This is a genomic window from Cytobacillus sp. Hm23, assembly GCF_051842895.1.
Taxonomy (GTDB): domain Bacteria; phylum Bacillota; class Bacilli; order Bacillales; family SM2101; genus Nanhaiella.
On the sequence record NZ_JBPXRQ010000010.1, the window covers coordinates 65,866 to 83,229 of the forward strand.

Below are 17,364 nucleotides of genomic sequence, written 5' to 3' on the forward strand. Positions count from 1 at the left end.
CTGTAACTAATCTTCCATAGTTGATAAATCACCCGTAGGTAGATCTAATTCCCACGCCTTTAACACTCTACGCATAATTTTCCCACTCCTTGTTTTAGGCAACTTTTCACAAAACTCTATTTCACGTGGAGCTGCATGAGCTGAGAGACCTTTTTTCACGAAAAGCCTGATTTCTTCTTTTAATTCATCAGTAACATCGTAGCCATATCTTAGTGCAACGAATGCTTTAATAATTTCTCCACGTACTGGGTCAGGTTTTCCTATCACCCCAGCTTCTGCTATTGCAGGATGTTCAACAAGCTTACTTTCAACCTCAAAAGGTCCAACTCTTTCACCAGAAGTCATAATTACATCATCTATCCTACCTTGAAACCAAAAATACCCTTCTTCATCCATATAAGCTGAGTCTCCTGATACATACCAATCACCAGGCATAAAGTATGATTCATATTTTTGTTGATTGTTCCAAATCGTATACATCATCGATGGCCACCCTTTTTGTATGGCCAAATTCCCCATCCGATTTGGTGGTAATTCATTTCCTTGATCATCCACAATCGCAGCCTTAACTCCTGGAATAGGTTTTCCCATTGAACCAGGCCTTATTTCCATACATGGATAATTACATATTAATTGAGCACCTGTTTCAGTCATCCACCATGTATCATGAATACGATTATTGAATACTTTAACACCCCAACGTATGACCTCAGGATTTAATGGTTCTCCTACACTTAAAATATGTCTAAGGGTGCTTAAATCGTGTTGCTTTACTAAATCATCACCAGCACCCATTAACATTCTAAATGCAGTTGGAGCACTATACCAAATAGTAACACCGAACTGTTCAATCGCTTCATACCATGCAGCTGGACTAAATCTTCCTCCAATAACTACATTTGCAGCACCTACAAGCCATGGAGCAAAAATACCATAAGCAGTCCCTGTAACCCATCCAGGGTCAGCAGTACACCAATAAACATCATCCTCTTTTAAGTCCAATACCCACTTTGCTGTTTGATAGTGCTGAATCATAGCATTATGGACGTGCAATACGCCTTTTGGTTTGCCTGTTGAGCCCGAAGTATAATGAATAATAAGTCCATCTGATCTATCTACCCATTCAATACTTAAACGGTCACTAGCACTTTCCATTTCTTTATAATAATTAATAAACTTTTCATCATCATCTAAGTCATCACCAACTAAAATGATATGCTTTAGTGCCGGAAGCTCATTAACTGGAACTCTATCTAATAACTCAGGTGTTGTTACTAACACTTTTGCTTCACTATCTTCTAACCTATCACGAACTGCCCCTTCCATAAAAGCTTCAAATAACGGACCAACAATAGCCCCTAGTTTTATTACCCCTAGAATAATAAAATATAATTCGGGAGAACGAGGCATAAACACAAAAACACGATCACCTTTTTCAACATCAGCTGCTTGCTTAAGTACATTCCCTGCTCGGTTAGAGAATTCACTCATTTCCTTAAATGTATATTTCTCTTTTCGAACAGAATCTTGGTAATATAATGCTATTTTATTTTTCCTAAAGGTATATGCATGACGATCAATCGCCTCATAGGCCATATTCACTCTACCTGTTTTTGACCAAGAAAAGTTATTTTCTACATCGGACCAATTAAACTGACTATAAATTTCTTCGTAGTCTGTTAAATTGTAATCCCCTTTCGTAACAGCTAACGATTCCACCTTCATTTACAATTCCCCCTTTGTAAATCTCTTCAAAGAATATTATATTATAAATACATAGTGTTCTCAATTTTAAAAATATTAAAATAACAATTGTTGTCCAGCTTATATTGTTAACGAATATCCACAAATAGAATGTGAAAAAATGCAATGAGAGTAATTATATATTACTAATATTATGTATAATAGAATAAAACATGTAATAAGGTGGTGACCTAATGGAACATAAAAAAACTTATAATGCAAAAGAATTAAAAACACCACAGGGAAACTTAATTTTAGAAGGACCCATTTCATCTGCTAAACTATCAAGCTACGATTTTCATCACGATCTTATAGCATTTCGCCAACCAGACCAACAACATAAGGCATTAATAGGGATAGCAGATTTGCCTGAAGGTAGAATTATTATAGCAAGACACGAGCATACCATTGTTGGATATGTTACTTTCTTATACCCTGACCCTCTTGAACGTTGGTCTGAAGGCAACATGGAAAATTTAATTGAACTCGGGGCAATAGAAGTAATTCCTAAATTCCGAGGTTCCTCAGTCGGCAAAAACCTTATTAACGTATCAATGATGGATGATGTAATGAATGACTACATTATTATTACGACCGAATACTACTGGCACTGGGATTTAAAAGGTACAGGACTTAATGTTTGGGAGTATAGGAAGGTAATGGAGAAAATGATGAATGCTGGCGGTCTAGTATGGTACGCCACCGATGATCCAGAAATTAGTTCTCATCCAGCAAACTGTTTAATGGCTAGAATAGGAACAAGAGTTGATAATGAATCCATACAACAATTCGATCGATTGAGATTTATGAATAGATTTATGTATTAAATAACCTTTTAAATGAAATACAGCTTGAAGGGGGAAATACAATGATAGTTGAGCAAATAATGAAAACAGATGTAACAACACTCTTTCCCAATGATACGATTGAAACTGCTATCATCACGTTGCACAAAAAAGATATTAGACATATTCCTATTGTAGATAAAAACCATCACATAATTGGCGTCATCTCAGATCGTGACTTACGTGATGCAAGCCCTTCTATTTTGGAACTTAACAATGATAATAAGCACATCCTTAAACAGCCAATAAAGAACATTATGAAAACTGACGTTATTACTGGTCACCCGTTAGATTTTGTTGAGGAAGTGGCTGCTGTATTTTATGAGCATCGGATCGGTTGTATGCCGTTAACAAATAATAATAAATTGGTAGGTATAGTGACAGAAACAGACGTCCTTCATACCCTTGTACAACTTACTGGTGCACATCAACCTAGTTCACACATTGAAATTAAAGCTAGTAACAAAACCGGCATGCTAAGCGATATTGCTTCAATTTTTAAGGACCGAAATATCAACATCAATAGTGTCCTAGTATATCCAGATGTAGATGAGAGCTATAAAATACTCGTTTTTCGTGTCCAAACGATGAACCCACTGAAAATCGTAAATGAATTAAAAAATGAAGGTTATACAGTCTTATGGCCAACTGAACCAGGTGTTTCTTTATGAGCGGAAACTCAGTCTTTATTTATTCGGAGCAATTTCAATTATACAAATTTAGTGATGACCACCCTTTTAATCAATTGAGGGTGAAATTAACTTATGATCTCCTTAGAAAGCTTCATGTACTCGATGATAATCAAATTATCCCTCCTAGAATTGCAACAGATGAGGAACTGACGCTTATTCATGATCCAAACTATATACAAGCAGTTAAATTAGCTGGCAATGGCCAACTTTCAGCGGAAAAAGCTCAAGCATATGGAATTGGCACCGAAGATACCCCTATTTTTAAAGATATGCATACAGCAAGTGCTCTGTTAGTAGGCGGTACGTTAACGGCTGTAGACCATGTGTTAACAGGAAAGGCTACGCATGCACTAAGTCTTGGAGGAGGATTACATCATGGATTTAGAGGAAAAGCATCTGGCTTTTGCATTTATAATGATAGTTCTGTAGCCATTAAATATATGCAAGAAAAATATGGTGTACGAGTAATGTATGTCGACACAGATGCACATCATGGAGATGGAGTACAATGGACATTTTATGATGACCCTGAAGTATGTACATTATCGATACATGAAACAGGACGATATTTATTCCCCGGTACAGGACATGTTAATGAAAGGGGACATGGGAAAGGTTATGGATATTCATTTAATATCCCAGTTGATGCTTTCACAGAAGATGACTCTTGGTTGGATGCTTATAAACAATCTTTTTTAGAAATTGCAGACTATTTTAAACCAGACGTCATTATAACTCAAAATGGTGCAGACTCTCATTATTATGACCCACTTACACATCTTTCTTCAACGATGAAAATATATCGAGAAATTCCAAAGCTAGCTCATGAAATTGCTCATAAATATTGTAGTGGTAGATGGATTGCAGTAGGTGGAGGGGGTTATGATATATGGCGTGTTGTTCCTAGGGCATGGTCTTTAATTTGGATTGAGATGATTGAAAAATCACATAATATTTCTGATATACCTGAGGAATGGATCAAAGCATGGCAAGACGCTTCTCCAGTACAACTACCGTTAAAATGGGATGATCCTACAGACCTTTACTCTCCAATACCCCGTAGAAATGAAATTTCTGAGAAAAACATGCACACAGTCATGAAAGCGCTTCAAATCATTAGAGAAAATAAACAACAACGGAACTCTATATAAAAAATGGCTTATAAATCAAATTGATTTATAAGCCATCTTACAATTTTATGTCCTAATAACATTTCGTTTGATATGCTTATAAGACGCTTTTTCTATTACAAGTAAAATTCCGTCAAGGCATGATCGAAAGTTAAATTTAATTAGTTTGTTCAATGTATTCTGGATCAGAAATAACTATTTCAACTCTACGATTTTTCTTCCAATTTTCCGGATTAGAGTTAGGAGCAACAGGTCTAGTATCACTAAATCCGACAGCTTCAAAGCGAATATCATCTAGCTGATGCTCTTCTATTAAATAACGAATAACACTGCTAGCCCGAGCTGTAGATAATTCCCAGTTTGATGGGTATCTATAAGTTTCGATTGGACGATTATCTGTATGCCCTTCCACTTTAACCAGATTTGACATATCATCTAATAAATTTCCTACCTTATCTAAAAATGGATAAGCGGATGGTTGTATAATTGCTTCCGCAGTGTTAAATAAAACCTGTTCTTGTAAAACTAATACAACACCACGCTCATAACGATTAGCTACAATGACATCTTCAAGACCATTCTCTTCGAGAAATAGTTGTATTTCTATAACTAGTTCATTTAATGGATCTATATTATTGACTTCCCCACTATCCTCATTCAAATGTACATCTTCAGTTGATAATGGATCGAAGGGAATTGGAGATGGGTCAAAGTCTAAAATATGGTTCGTTTTAAATGAATTAGCAACAGCTTTAAACTTTACAATATCAATTTGCGACATTGAAAACATTAATATGAAGAAAACAAGGATTAAAGTTATAAGGTCAGAAAAAGTAACCATCCAAGCAGGTGCACCTTTTTTTCTTTCGGTATGCACTCTTTTCCTATCTCTCATTTTGAGCTGCCTCCTCTACCTCCTCATCTTCGATGCCCACTCGCTCTTTATAAGATAAAAAGGCACTGAGCTTTTCTTCCAAAATTTTGGGGTTTTGACCAGATTGAACACCAATCACCCCTTCAATGATAATTTGCTTCAAAAATACTTCCTTTTCCGTTTTCAAAGCAAGTTTTGATGCTAATGGAATGAAAACTATATTAGCGAGTAATGATCCATACAATGTAGTTATTAAAGCAATTGCCATATTGGGACCTAAAGTCGTTGGATCATTCAAATTTTTGAGCATTAATACTAACCCTGTTAAAGTACCAATCATTCCCCAGGCAGGGGCTAGTTCTCCAGCCCTTTCAAGAATACTTCTTCCCTTCCGATGTCTTTCCTCCATTGCAGAAATTTCAGCATCCATAATATCATTAATGACATCAGGTTCAATACCATCTACAGCTAATAGGATACCTTTTTTAATAAATGGATCGTTAACATTTTCAATTTCAGCCTCTAATGCAAGTAAACCTTCCCTTCTCGCCCTATCAGATAAATTGACAAATGTATTAATTAATCCATGTAGCTCCTGTTCATTTTGACTAAATGCTTCTTTTAACACCTTAAATAAAAGTTTAATGTCTTTTAAGGGAAAACTTGTTAACAACCCAGCTGTTAAACCACCCAAAACAATATACATTGATGGGAAATGGATAAATGAGGATAATCCTGTCGATCCACTATTTGATATTATACCGAATAAAAACATAGCTACTGCAAGAACTAATCCACTAGGTGTTAGTAAATCGAATTTTTTTTTCATAATTTCTCTCCCTGTGCATATATAGAATCCAACCTCTCTATTCTATATATCGACAGGATTTTTAATTTGTTGAATGACGAAACTCAATTCTATGAGGAAGTACTACGACGCTATCCTCTACCTTCTCTTTATTCATATATTTTGTTAACAACCGCATTGCTACTGCACCGATATCATACATCGGTTGAACAACTGTCGTTAATTGTGGTCTTACCATAAAAGATAGCCTTGTATTATCAAAACCAATCACTTCCATATCTTTAGGAATCACTGTGCCGTGATCTTGGGCTCCATGAATGACACCTAAAGCCATTTCATCATTCCCAACAAAAACAGCCGTTGGTTTATTTGGCATCTCTTCTATTTTTTTGTAAGCGTCAATCCCTGAATCATAAGTATAATCACCTTCAAGAATATATTCATCTACATATTGTAGCCCACCTTCTGAAAGTGCTTTTTTATATCCTTCTAGCTTCTTTTTACTACTAATTTGATCATCAAGTGGGCCACTGACGTATGCAATTTTTTTATGCCCATTATTAATAAAGCTAGTAGTCGCATCAAATGCAGCTTGTTCATAATCAATGTTGACAGATGGAATAATATTTTCTTCTTCAATAGATGCTGCTAAAACTACTGGTACTTGTGATTTTTTAAATTGTTCAACATGATCTTTTGTAATATTTCCACTCATATAAACGATTCCATCGACTTGTTTTCCGAGCATTGTATTAATTAAATGAAGCTCTTTTTCTTTATTTTGATCTGAGTTGCTTAAAATAATGTTATATTTATACATAGTTGCAATATCTTCTATTCCTCTCGCTAGCTCAGCGTAGAAGATACTTGATATATCAGGAATGATCACACCGACAGTTGTAGTTTTTTTACTCGCTAAACCACGTGCCACTGCATTTGGTCGATATCCAAGTTGTTCAATTGTCTCTAATACTTTCTTTCTCGTCGCTGGTTTTACATTCGGGTTCCCATTTACAACCCTTGAAACAGTTGCCATTGATACATTAGCCTCACGTGCAACGTCATATATAGTAACATTCATCATTATCAGCTCCTAATTAGTTTTTCTTTATGCTATTATTTGCTTAAATTTTATATTTAACAGAACCACTACCTATATTAATAAACAAGAATTGTTTTCTTATTGTATAGAGTTTCACAATTGGCCTTAATAAGGGTTATTTTCACAACAATCCTTGCTATTCATACTAAGCAGTAAAAACCTAACATTCGTGCATATATAACATTAATCGTTTCAGACAAAATCCCATCTTACTGTTCATTGTGAATATATAAATATAGCTGCAAAGTTTTTGAACAGAAACTTAATTATAAATATTATGTAGGTGACATTCTTAAGTTATATGTAACATATCATACGATACTATGAAATAGACCGCAATCAATATACAAATTATTTTCACAAAAAAAACTCCTGCCGTAGCAGGAGGAATACATATTCTACATGAATATAGCTATATTTCGAAACATCAGTTCACTAAAAAACGTAGTAAATGGTATAACATCACGCTTTTATAAATCTTTATTAAAACAGCAACAATGAATTGTGCCAAAAGAGCTATTAATTATGCTTTAACAGTGCTAGCTGATTTAATTTCATTGATGAAATCGTTAAATTGATTGAAATCCATTTGTTGTGCTGAATCAGAAAGTGCTACAGCTGGATCTGGATGAACCTCTGCCATTACACCATCTGCCCCAATTGCTAACGCTGCTTTAGCAGCAGGTAATAACAAGTCTCTACGACCAGTAGAGTGTGTAACATCAACAAACACAGGAAGATGAGTCTCTTTCTTTAAGATTGGTACTGCTGATATATCTAATGTGTTTCTTGTAGCTCTTTCATAAGTACGGATACCACGTTCACAAAGAATAATTTGTCCATTTCCTTGAGAAATAATATATTCTGCTGCGTTGATAAACTCATCTATAGTAGCTGCTAAACCACGCTTCAGTAATACTGGTTTATTCACTGCCCCAGCAGCTTTGAGTAATTCAAAGTTCTGCATATTTCTTGCACCAATTTGTATCACATCAATGTAATCTACTGCTTTCTCAACATCAGCTGGATTAACAATTTCACTAATAACTGCTAAATCATATTCATCTGCAACTTGTTTAAGTATTTTCAATCCTTCTACACCTAAACCTTGGAAGTCATATGGAGATGTTCGTGGCTTAAACGCTCCTCCACGGAGAAGCTTTAATCCATGCTTCTTAATTTCGTTTGCTACTGATGCAACTTGTTCATAGCTTTCAACTGCACACGGCCCCATAACAAAGTGATGATTTCCATCACCAATTTTTTCACCTTTTATATCAATAATTGTGTCTTCTGGTTTTTTCTTTCTAGAAACTAATAATGCTTTACGGTGATCATCTTTTTGTAGTTCCAGCCCTGCCTTAAATATTTCTTTAAAAATATGTTGCAATGTTGAAGTCTCAAAAGGTCCATCATTTTGTTCATTAATTAAATCCAACATTTTTCGTTCTCTAACAGGATCAAAACGATTAACACCTTGTGCTTCTTTCACTTTTCCTATTTCTTGTACAAGAGTTGCACGTTCATTTATTAACTTCAATAATTGCATGTTAATCTCTTCTACTTTTAACCTTAGCTCGTCTAATTGTTTATTACTCATCTCTTTCATCCTTTCGACTATGATAAAGTGTATTCAAATCAGGAACTTTGGTTCCGCTTTTTGAATGACAAATTATAAGTTTGATTCCTCATCTAATAATGATATAGCAAATATATTATGCTCAGATTACTTTATTAGATGTGGAAAGTGTGGTACATTTCATGTAATTAGAGTTTATTATATACGAATTCAATTGTGTTGTCACTAAAAAACTTTAATATTTAAACGCTTTTAAGTGTTAAAGTATTTTGATTAATTGTGAAGAAGGTGAGAAGCTTTGACCTTACTACCTACGATTTTTGCATTAGATATAGGAACAAGATCTGTTAACGGCATAATAGTTAAGGAAAAAGATAACAATTTTGAAATTGTTGATATTGTAACAAAAGAGCATTCTGAAAGAGCAATGCTTGATGGGCAGATTCATGATGTATTGGCTGTCTCAAAAGTAATAACAGAAATAAAAACAGAACTAGAAAGTAGACATGGGAAATTAGATAAAGTATGTGTAGCTGCAGCAGGGAGAGCATTAAAAACTGAACGTGGTATAGTTACTATGCCTATTTCAGGAAAGCCGATCATGACAAAGCAAGACGTACTGCATTTTGAATTAAGCGCTGTTCAGCAGGCCCAAAAAAACTTAGCGTCAAATAATAAGGAAGATAAAAGCTATCATTATTATTGTGTAGGGTACTCTGTCATATGCTATAAGCTAGATGATGAAGAAATTGGCAATTTAATAGACCAACAAGGTGAAACTGCTTCTGTTGAAATAATTGCCACATTTTTGCCTAGAGTCGTTGTCGAATCTCTTATATCGGCACTACAGCGCTCTAATTTAGAAATGGAAGCTCTCACGCTGGAACCGATCGCAGCCATTAATGTACTGATACCCCAAACAATGCGTCGATTAAATGTAGCATTAGTTGATATAGGTGCAGGTACTTCTGATATTGCGATTACAGATGCTGGAACAGTTGTTTCTTACGGGATGGTACCAATTGCAGGTGATGAAATTACAGAAGCTATAAGCGATGGCTACTTACTTGATTTTCCACTCGCTGAAAAAGCGAAGCGAGAGCTATATAAGCAAGGGACCATTACGATTACAGATATTTTAGGATTTGAGACAGAGGTTCCTAAACATGAGGTTATTAAACAAATTTCTTCCTCCATAGACAAACTGGCATCCTCCATAGTAAGTGAAATACTAACATTAAATCAGCATAAACCTCCAAAGGCAGTGATGCTAGTAGGGGGCGGTAGTTTAACACCTGAATTGCCAAAACGAATTGCTTCATACCTAGAGCTACCGGAAAATCGAGTCGCCATTCGTGGCATTGATGCAATTCAAAGACTAATTTTATCTGAAAACATTCAAAAAGGGCCTGAACTAGTCACTCCTATTGGAATAGGTATTGCAGCTAAACAAACACCTGTTCAGTATTTGAGCGTGAAAGTAAATGACAAATCTATTAGACTATTTGATATAAAAAAACTAACTGTTGGTGATTGTTTACTATCAGCGGGCATAGAAATGAATAAACTGTACGGCAAACCTGGTATGGCAATCATAATTACATTAAATGGACAAAAAGTTACTTTGCCAGGAAATTACGGTCTTCCACCTAAGTTATTAAAAAACAATGAACCGTGCTCACTTGATGATTTAATTCAACAAGGTGACCATATTGCTATAGAAAAAGGCCGTGATGGAAGTCCAGCTCGAGTACAAATCAAAGATGTTATTGATCAAATACCTTCAGCACACATCACGATTAATGGACAAAAACATAAAATAGTTGCAAAATTTTTTAAAAACAAGCAAGAGGTGACCGCAGATAGTTTTGTTATTGATCATGATAACATTCATTGTAAATTTCCTTCTACTATTAAGGGGTTACTAAATTTCATACAAAATGAAAATATACACTCTGAGTCGCTTACATATTCTTTAGTGATCAATAAACAAGAGATGAAAATTCCCTCTATGTCTGGATACATAACTCGTAATGGTGTGAAAGTGCCTCCAACATCTAGCTTTGCAAATAATGATAATATTGTCATTAATTTCTCTAAATCTACATTAACTGTTAAAGACTTAGCTGAATTGAAGGGGATTATGTTAACTCAAACAATTCCAATTCAGTTTAATCATAAGCAAATATTATTAACAAAAAGTATAAATGAAATTTATAAAAATGGAACTAAACTAAATGAAGCCGATATCTTATATAGCGGAGATCACATTGAAGTAGTAAGTAAAACTGTTGAACCATTTATCTTCCAAGACATATTTACACATATAGAATTTAATTTACCTGACAATGCTCATGGCGGTTACGCATTACTTAGAAACAATGAAGAAGTATCGTTTAAAGATATTATTGAACCAGGAGATGAGCTACGTATCGTCTTTCAGGATAAAAACTCATATGTGTAATCATAAGGCACTTTTCGTAAGCTATATTGCTATTTTTACTAATTAGAATTAGTACGAAAAACAACAATTTATGCAAAATCAGTCAAACGTTAAGGAGTGGGAGGTTGATCCTCCCACTCCTTTATCCTACGTGCTTTTTTAATGTATCGTAAGTGATGTTCCAATGAGATGCATGCCAAATGACCTTGTCATCCTGCACTAGTAAAACTTGTGGAGATTCATGTTTAGTACTATATTTTTCAGCTATAAAATTCGAAAGAGCTCTTGATTCCTGTACATATAAATAAAATATTTGAAGCTCTTCATTTTCATTATTATATTTTTCAAATTCCTTAAATGCTGAACTGCTAATCGGACATGTTAAGCTATGTTTCATTACTAAAAACTTTGAATGTTCATTAATAAGCTTTTCAAATTGTTCCTTAGATGATATTTTTACTTTTGCCAATATAAATCCTCCTAACCTTAAAAAAGCGTAAATGTTCTTCTTTCTAACCCCCAGCAGGCCCTGACATTCTTTCTCTTGAACATGCAATATTCATCCAGATCTATTGCGACTCAAAGAAATAAGTGCTGAAGCTAGATAACAAGAAATGCGCAAGCTCCTTAATTATCTCAGACAAGTACTGGAAGCCTTTCATTAGAAGGTGCTTTTTACCTTTTGCTTAGTTATCTCTGAAATTCTTCCAAAAAAAAATAGGTAGTGAAGTAATCATAACACTCCACTACTTATTACTCAATTGAATTGAACTTTCCATATCCTCAATAGCTTTTTCAGTTTCTTCAAGCTTTTTTTGAATATCAACATCATTTTGTCCAATGGTAATATATTCATTTTTTTGTTTAGTTAATGTTGGTTCCTCTTTCTCATTTGTTATAGCAGTTGGTATGTCAGAATCGCCATTTCTTTTCATTTCTTTCATTTTAGTTACGATGTTAGAAGATTGCTGAGCAACTGTTTTTCTGAACCCTGCTGTTTTATCCTTCGCTGTACCTGCAATAGATGAACCTTTTTCCATGACTGTATTTTTGATTTGACCAGTTTTATCTTTAACAATTACCGCATGTTCATTAATATCACTTCTTAACTCTTTTCCCGATTTAGGAGTCAAGAATAGAGTAGTACAAGCTCCTACAATACCACCGACTAAAGCACCAATCAGAAAATCTTTTGTATTGATCCCATCTTTGCTCATCGTATTATCTCCTCCTTCATTAATGTATTCAAAATGTATATTCAAGCTCCCCCACAAAGTATCATGCTTCTTCAAGTGGAGTAGACTTATACAAACCACTGAAATTAATTGGGATTAATGACTCATTTAGATTTACTTTTCCACTTATTCCATAAATCAATTGCTGCACTTCCCCATTGAACTACTTGAGTCACTTTCTCTTGATTATCTTCTAATTGATTCACAACAGATGTAGAAACCTCTTGTACTGATTTATTAAATCGATGAACAGACGTACCCACATCATTAACGGCATCTACAACTGAATTTAACTTTTCGGATTTTTTTTGAATATCTTCAGCGAGAATGTTTGTTTTCTTTAATAAATCAGTTGTTTCTGATGTAACTCCCTCCACTTGTTTTTCTAGTGAAGACAGAGTATGTGCGACACTTTTTAACGTAAGTTGTAATGAAACTAATGTCTTTGCTAAAAAAATTACTAGTACAACGAAAGCAACTGCTACAATAGCTACACTAATATAAACAATCCACATCAACCTAACGTTACCTCCTTTTCAGCCATAATAACCTAATTATCTTTTAAATTCGACGTACATCTAGTATGTTCCTCTCTAAAAATATATAAAGTTAAATTTTTGCATTTTTTAAATGGATACTCATAGTATTTCAGTAATACAAAACAAATATTTTCGGTTACAATAATATAGGATAGCTCAAGATCAATTAATTGTATTAATCTGTTAGTAACATTATGTATATACTTTAAATGAGGTTTTGAGTTAAACGATGTAGCTTCACAATTTTTAAAACAATTTGGAGGAATTTATGATGAAAGATCCAAGAATTAACACATTGGCTAAGAATTTAATAAACTATTCCGTTAGTTTACAAAAAGGTGAAAAGGTTCTAATAGAGAATTTTGGACTGGAAAAAGAGCTTGTTGTAGCATTAGTTAAAGAAGCATATGCTGCAGGCGGTCAACCATTTGTTTCATTAAAGGATCAACAAGTTGACCGTGCATTATTAATGGGAGCAGCAGATGACCACTATAACTTGATAGCTGACTATGAAGCAAATGTGATGAAAGATATGGATGCATATATTGGCCTTCGCTCAGGTAATAACATTAATGAATTATCGGACGTCCCTGATGAAAATATGAAAGTATATGGAAATACAATTCTAAATAAAGTACATCGAGAAATACGTGTACCAAAAACAAAGTGGGTTGTATTGCGATATCCAACATCTTCAATGGCTCAACTAGCGAAAATGAGTACTGAATCGTTTGAGGACTTCTATTTTAATGTTTGTAATTTAGATTATGGTAAAATGGCCACTGCGATGAATAGCTTAGTTGATTTAATGAATAAAACAGACAAGGTTCGAATAACGGGTGTAGAAACTGATTTAACTTTCTCTATTAACAATATCCCAGCAGTTAAATGTGCTGGTCTCAGAAATATTCCTGATGGTGAAGTTTATACTGCCCCAGTACGGGAATCGGTAAACGGAACAATTACTTATAATACCCCATCTCCATACCAAGGTTTTACATACGAAAATGTAAAACTTACATTTAAAGACGGCAAAATAATCGAGGCTACCTCAAATGATAATGAACGTATTAATAAAATTTTTGATACTGATGAAGGTGCTCGATATGTAGGTGAATTTGCAATAGGTGTAAATCCATACATCCAACATCCAATGCAAGATATCTTATTTGATGAAAAGATAGATGGTAGTTTCCATTTTACTCCTGGGCAATGTTATGATGAAGCATATAATGGGAACAGCTCTAATATTCACTGGGATATGGTCATGATCCAACGCCCTGAATATGGAGGTGGAGAAATTTACTTTGATGATGTCCTCATTCGAAAGGACGGCCGTTTCGTCATCCCAGAACTTGAAGCATTAAATCCAGAAAATCTAAAATAAGCAATAACAAAGGAGATTCACCTTGGATACTCCTGCAAGCTTTACCATTATTTTAAGAGAAAAAATGTACTACACTAACCGTTAAAAAACGCTCAGAGCATAAGCTCTGAGCGTTTAGTGTATGTGTATAAATTAGTTATATATTTCGTTATGAAAATGGCTTGGTTATTTCTTTAGGCTGCTATTGTAAAATTTAATCTTTCTTGAAGAGAACGATGTGGTTTTACATACAGCTATGCCACAAATTCTAATTTGTATGCATGTTTATTTAATTGTCTTTTCATATGCTTCTTCAAACTTTTGAATATCACCAGCTCCCATAAATAACAGCACACTATTTTCATGACGCTTCAATCGTTCAATTTCTTTCTCATTTATTAACATGCTCCCATCTACCTTTGCTTGTAAATCAAAGATAGAAAGCTTACCTTGATTTTCACGGGCTGATCCAAAAATATCGCACAAATATACTTGATCAGCAAGTTGTAAGCTAGTAGCAAATTCATCTAAGAAAGTTTGGGTTCTAGTATACGTATGTGGTTGAAACACAGCGACAATTTCTCTATCAGGATATTTTTGCCTTGCTGACTCCACCGTTGCTTTTACTTCTGTCGGGTGATGTGCATAATCATCGATCAATACCTGAGTACCTATTCTCTTTTCACTAAACCTTCTTTTCACACCCTCAAATGTTTGGAGTTGCTCTTTAATAACAGATAAATCAATATTTTCATAATGGCACAAAGCAATGACTGAGAGGGCATTTAATACATTATGGTTACCGAAAGTAGGTATCTTAAAAGATGAGAAAAAAGTATTTCTAACAAATACATCAAACGTGGTTCCATCAGAACTTTTTTCTACATTTCTAGCTTGAAAATCATTATCATCATTCAAGCCATAGTACAATACTGGCACTTTAGCTTGAATTTTTTGTAAATGTTCATCATCACCACAAGCAATGATTCCTTTTTGAACTTGTAATGCTAATTCTTGAAATGCATCAAATACATCATCCACATTTGAGAAATAATCAGGATGATCAAAATCAACATTTGTCATAATTGCGTAATCGGGATAATAAGAAAGGAAATGACGTCGATATTCACACGCTTCCACAATAAAATATCTACTGTTTTCTACTCCCTTTCCAGTACCATCTCCAATTAAAAATGAAGTAGGATGTGCACCTCTCATCACATGAGATAAAAGTCCAGTTGTAGATGTTTTCCCGTGAGATCCTGTAATTGCAACACTAGTAAATTTCTGCATAAAATCACCTAAAAAACGGTGATATCTTATGACTGGTACACCTAATCTATTCGCTGCATCTAATTCTTCATGTGTATCAGGAAAAGCATTACCAGCAATTACAGTATGGTCTGGCTTAATATTTTCCTTATTAAAAGAAAAAAATGGTATTCTTCTTTCTTCAAGTCCTTGTTGTGTAAATAAACGCTTGTCAATATCAGAGCCTTGAACCTCGTAATTCATATCATGAAGTATTTGAGCTAGCGGACTCATTCCAGTACCTTTAATACCGACAAAATGGTAAACTGTCATATGAAGAACCTCCAACTTTTCGTATATCTGTAAGACAGTATATGACACTTATCTAGATTTGCTAACCTTTGAAAACATTAAACCTCAATGATTTCATATTTGAACATTATACCATTGATTGTAGATGAAAACCATGTAATTTGTAATACAGATACTTACAGTTATAAAACCATCTACAGTTAAAGTAAGATTATTCTATAACTGTTTAAAATAGCTAAAGTCGTTTTTAAAAAAAAGATACCACGAAATGTGGTTGATACTTTCTTTTTTTAAACGAAAGTATCAACATCTACTTGAAAACTACCTTTGTTATTATAGTTCAACCTTTTCAAGTCTTTCATTCGGTCGAAAACGTCGTCCCACTTTTGCTTGTGGAACACCATCCAATAAAACATTGTCTCCTGTAAAACCAATATGGATTTTTAATAAACTGCTCCCTACACCATATATATCCACTGGTACATTTTGTTTTTCAAATTCAGTAATTCTCTTTTCATTAAATCCGCCACTTACAACTATTTTAACATGTTCAAATCCTTCTCGATCAAGTGCTTCCCTTAAGGCAAATATAAGTGGAGGGTTCACTCCCCTTGGATCAAACGTACCAAGGACTTCAGGATGTCTAACAAAATATTGGTCAATCATCGTTCTTGATGTATCAACTCTAACAGCCTTCAGTTTCTCTCCGAACTCTCTAGCAACTTTTAAAGCATCAACTATACTGTCATTATTATAATCGACCAATACTATAAGCTCTTCTTCTTGAAAAACATCATGATATGCCTTCGTCGCTGCAACAATGTCACCATCAAATAACTGGATAAGAGCATGTGGCATCGTCCCCATACCTTTTTTACCCCACCACTCATTCATCGCATGAGTAGCTTGTGCAGTGGAACCACCTATATAAGCTGCGTATCCATCCCCCGCTTGCTGTGTAAAATGATCATCACGATCACCCATAAATATAATTGGCTTTTGAATACCAGATAACCCTGCTGCTTTTACAACGTTATATACATTAGTAGCAACAGATGTTCTTCGTGCTAATATGCCATCAATAATTCCCTCTAAATAACCAAAACTTTGATACGGACCAGTTATAGTTAATACAGTTTCAAAAGGACTAATTTTGTCGCCGTCCTTCAAAGAATAAACTTCTAGTTCTTGTGGGTTATCAACAAATGTATTTAATAGTGCAATCACTTCATCCGTACCACATAAAACTGCATGATTTTTCTGAAAGAACTGCATCGTAACAATATTATCGGGCTTAAACTTTTCAATGATTTCTTTTGTTTTCAAAAAATAAACAGCCGAAAACCATCCGTCTTTTACACGTTCGTCAAACTTAAATGTCTGATTAGTAAGTCTGCTAATTTTCCCTTGTAACTTTAATTCTATTTCTTTCATACCTAAGGAAC

15 protein-coding genes are annotated in these 17,364 nt (G+C 34.4%); 5 read left to right on the plus strand and 10 right to left on the minus strand.

Features of this window, described 5'->3' with window-relative positions; translation table 11 throughout:
- Positions 1 to 6: 6 nt before the first annotated feature.
- The gene (acsA, locus tag ACSVDA_RS08305; protein ID WP_485882346.1) at positions 7 to 1,725 is read right to left on the minus strand and encodes an acetate--CoA ligase; all 1,719 of its coding nucleotides are present in this window, start codon (positions 1,723 to 1,725) and stop codon (positions 7 to 9) included.
- 212 nt (positions 1,726 to 1,937) lie between these two features.
- Here acsA and ACSVDA_RS08310 point away from each other — a divergent pair, with 212 nt between their 5' ends.
- The 3 genes from ACSVDA_RS08310 to ACSVDA_RS08320 are packed head-to-tail and all read left to right on the plus strand — an operon-like array spanning position 1,938 to position 4,431.
- Positions 1,938 to 2,570 (plus strand): GNAT family N-acetyltransferase, encoded by a 633-nt coding sequence (locus ACSVDA_RS08310; RefSeq protein ID WP_320211045.1) that lies wholly within the window; start codon positions 1,938 to 1,940, stop codon positions 2,568 to 2,570.
- A gap of 41 nt (positions 2,571 to 2,611) precedes the next feature.
- On the plus strand, positions 2,612 to 3,259 hold the full coding sequence (locus tag ACSVDA_RS08315; RefSeq protein ID WP_485882348.1) for an acetoin utilization AcuB family protein: 648 nt from the start codon (positions 2,612 to 2,614) through the stop codon (positions 3,257 to 3,259).
- Positions 3,256 to 4,431, plus strand: a complete 1,176-nt coding sequence (locus ACSVDA_RS08320; RefSeq protein WP_485882350.1) for an acetoin utilization protein AcuC — start codon at positions 3,256 to 3,258, stop codon at positions 4,429 to 4,431. The genes ACSVDA_RS08315 and ACSVDA_RS08320 overlap by 4 nt, the downstream gene beginning before the upstream one ends.
- A gap of 136 nt (positions 4,432 to 4,567) precedes the next feature.
- Here ACSVDA_RS08320 and motS read toward each other — a convergent pair whose 3' ends face one another.
- The 4 genes from motS to ACSVDA_RS08340 form a co-directional block, all read right to left on the minus strand.
- A complete protein-coding gene (motS, locus tag ACSVDA_RS08325; protein WP_485882351.1) occupies positions 4,568 to 5,305 on the minus strand; it encodes a flagellar motor protein MotS in 738 nt (245 codons plus the stop codon).
- A complete protein-coding gene (motP, locus tag ACSVDA_RS08330; protein ID WP_485882353.1) occupies positions 5,295 to 6,113 on the minus strand; it encodes a flagellar motor protein MotP in 819 nt (272 codons plus the stop codon). The genes motS and motP overlap by 11 nt, the downstream gene beginning before the upstream one ends.
- 61 nt (positions 6,114 to 6,174) lie before the next feature.
- Positions 6,175 to 7,173 carry a catabolite control protein A gene (ccpA, locus tag ACSVDA_RS08335; protein ID WP_485882355.1) on the minus strand — a complete coding sequence of 333 codons (999 nt, stop codon included), beginning with the start codon at positions 7,171 to 7,173 and terminating at the stop codon, positions 6,175 to 6,177.
- Positions 7,174 to 7,717: 544 nt separating this feature from the next.
- Positions 7,718 to 8,794, minus strand: a complete 1,077-nt coding sequence (locus tag ACSVDA_RS08340; RefSeq protein WP_485882357.1) for a bifunctional 3-deoxy-7-phosphoheptulonate synthase/chorismate mutase — start codon at positions 8,792 to 8,794, stop codon at positions 7,718 to 7,720.
- A gap of 277 nt (positions 8,795 to 9,071) precedes the next feature.
- Between ACSVDA_RS08340 and ACSVDA_RS08345 the strand changes: the two genes are divergently transcribed.
- Positions 9,072 to 11,237: a cell division protein FtsA gene (locus ACSVDA_RS08345; RefSeq protein WP_485882359.1), complete on the plus strand. Its 2,166-nt coding sequence runs from the start codon at positions 9,072 to 9,074 to the stop codon at positions 11,235 to 11,237.
- A gap of 121 nt (positions 11,238 to 11,358) precedes the next feature.
- Here ACSVDA_RS08345 and ytxJ read toward each other — a convergent pair whose 3' ends face one another.
- The 3 genes from ytxJ to ACSVDA_RS08360 all read right to left on the minus strand — a co-directional run bounded on the left by ytxJ (position 11,359) and on the right by ACSVDA_RS08360 (position 12,969).
- Positions 11,359 to 11,685, minus strand: a complete 327-nt coding sequence (ytxJ, locus tag ACSVDA_RS08350) for a bacillithiol system redox-active protein YtxJ (RefSeq protein ID WP_485882361.1) — start codon at positions 11,683 to 11,685, stop codon at positions 11,359 to 11,361.
- A gap of 277 nt (positions 11,686 to 11,962) precedes the next feature.
- Positions 11,963 to 12,433: a YtxH domain-containing protein gene (locus tag ACSVDA_RS08355; RefSeq protein WP_485882363.1), complete on the minus strand. Its 471-nt coding sequence runs from the start codon at positions 12,431 to 12,433 to the stop codon at positions 11,963 to 11,965.
- A gap of 122 nt (positions 12,434 to 12,555) precedes the next feature.
- Complete coding sequence (locus ACSVDA_RS08360) at positions 12,556 to 12,969, minus strand: DUF948 domain-containing protein (protein ID WP_320211036.1); 414 nt, start codon at positions 12,967 to 12,969, stop codon at positions 12,556 to 12,558.
- Positions 12,970 to 13,261: 292 nt separating this feature from the next.
- Between ACSVDA_RS08360 and ACSVDA_RS08365 the strand changes: the two genes are divergently transcribed.
- Complete coding sequence (locus ACSVDA_RS08365) at positions 13,262 to 14,377, plus strand: aminopeptidase (protein ID WP_320211035.1); 1,116 nt, start codon at positions 13,262 to 13,264, stop codon at positions 14,375 to 14,377.
- Between the two features lie 264 nt (positions 14,378 to 14,641).
- Here the strand turns inward: ACSVDA_RS08365 and murC are convergent, their stop codons facing one another.
- Both murC and ACSVDA_RS08375 read right to left on the minus strand, forming a co-directional pair.
- Entirely contained in the window at positions 14,642 to 15,940 is a 1,299-nt protein-coding gene (gene murC / locus ACSVDA_RS08370) for a UDP-N-acetylmuramate--L-alanine ligase (RefSeq protein ID WP_485882365.1), read from the minus strand.
- A 312-nt stretch (positions 15,941 to 16,252) separates the two neighbouring features.
- Entirely contained in the window at positions 16,253 to 17,353 is a 1,101-nt protein-coding gene (locus tag ACSVDA_RS08375; RefSeq protein ID WP_485882367.1) for a nicotinate phosphoribosyltransferase, read from the minus strand.
- Between the last annotated feature and the right edge of the window lie 11 nt (positions 17,354 to 17,364).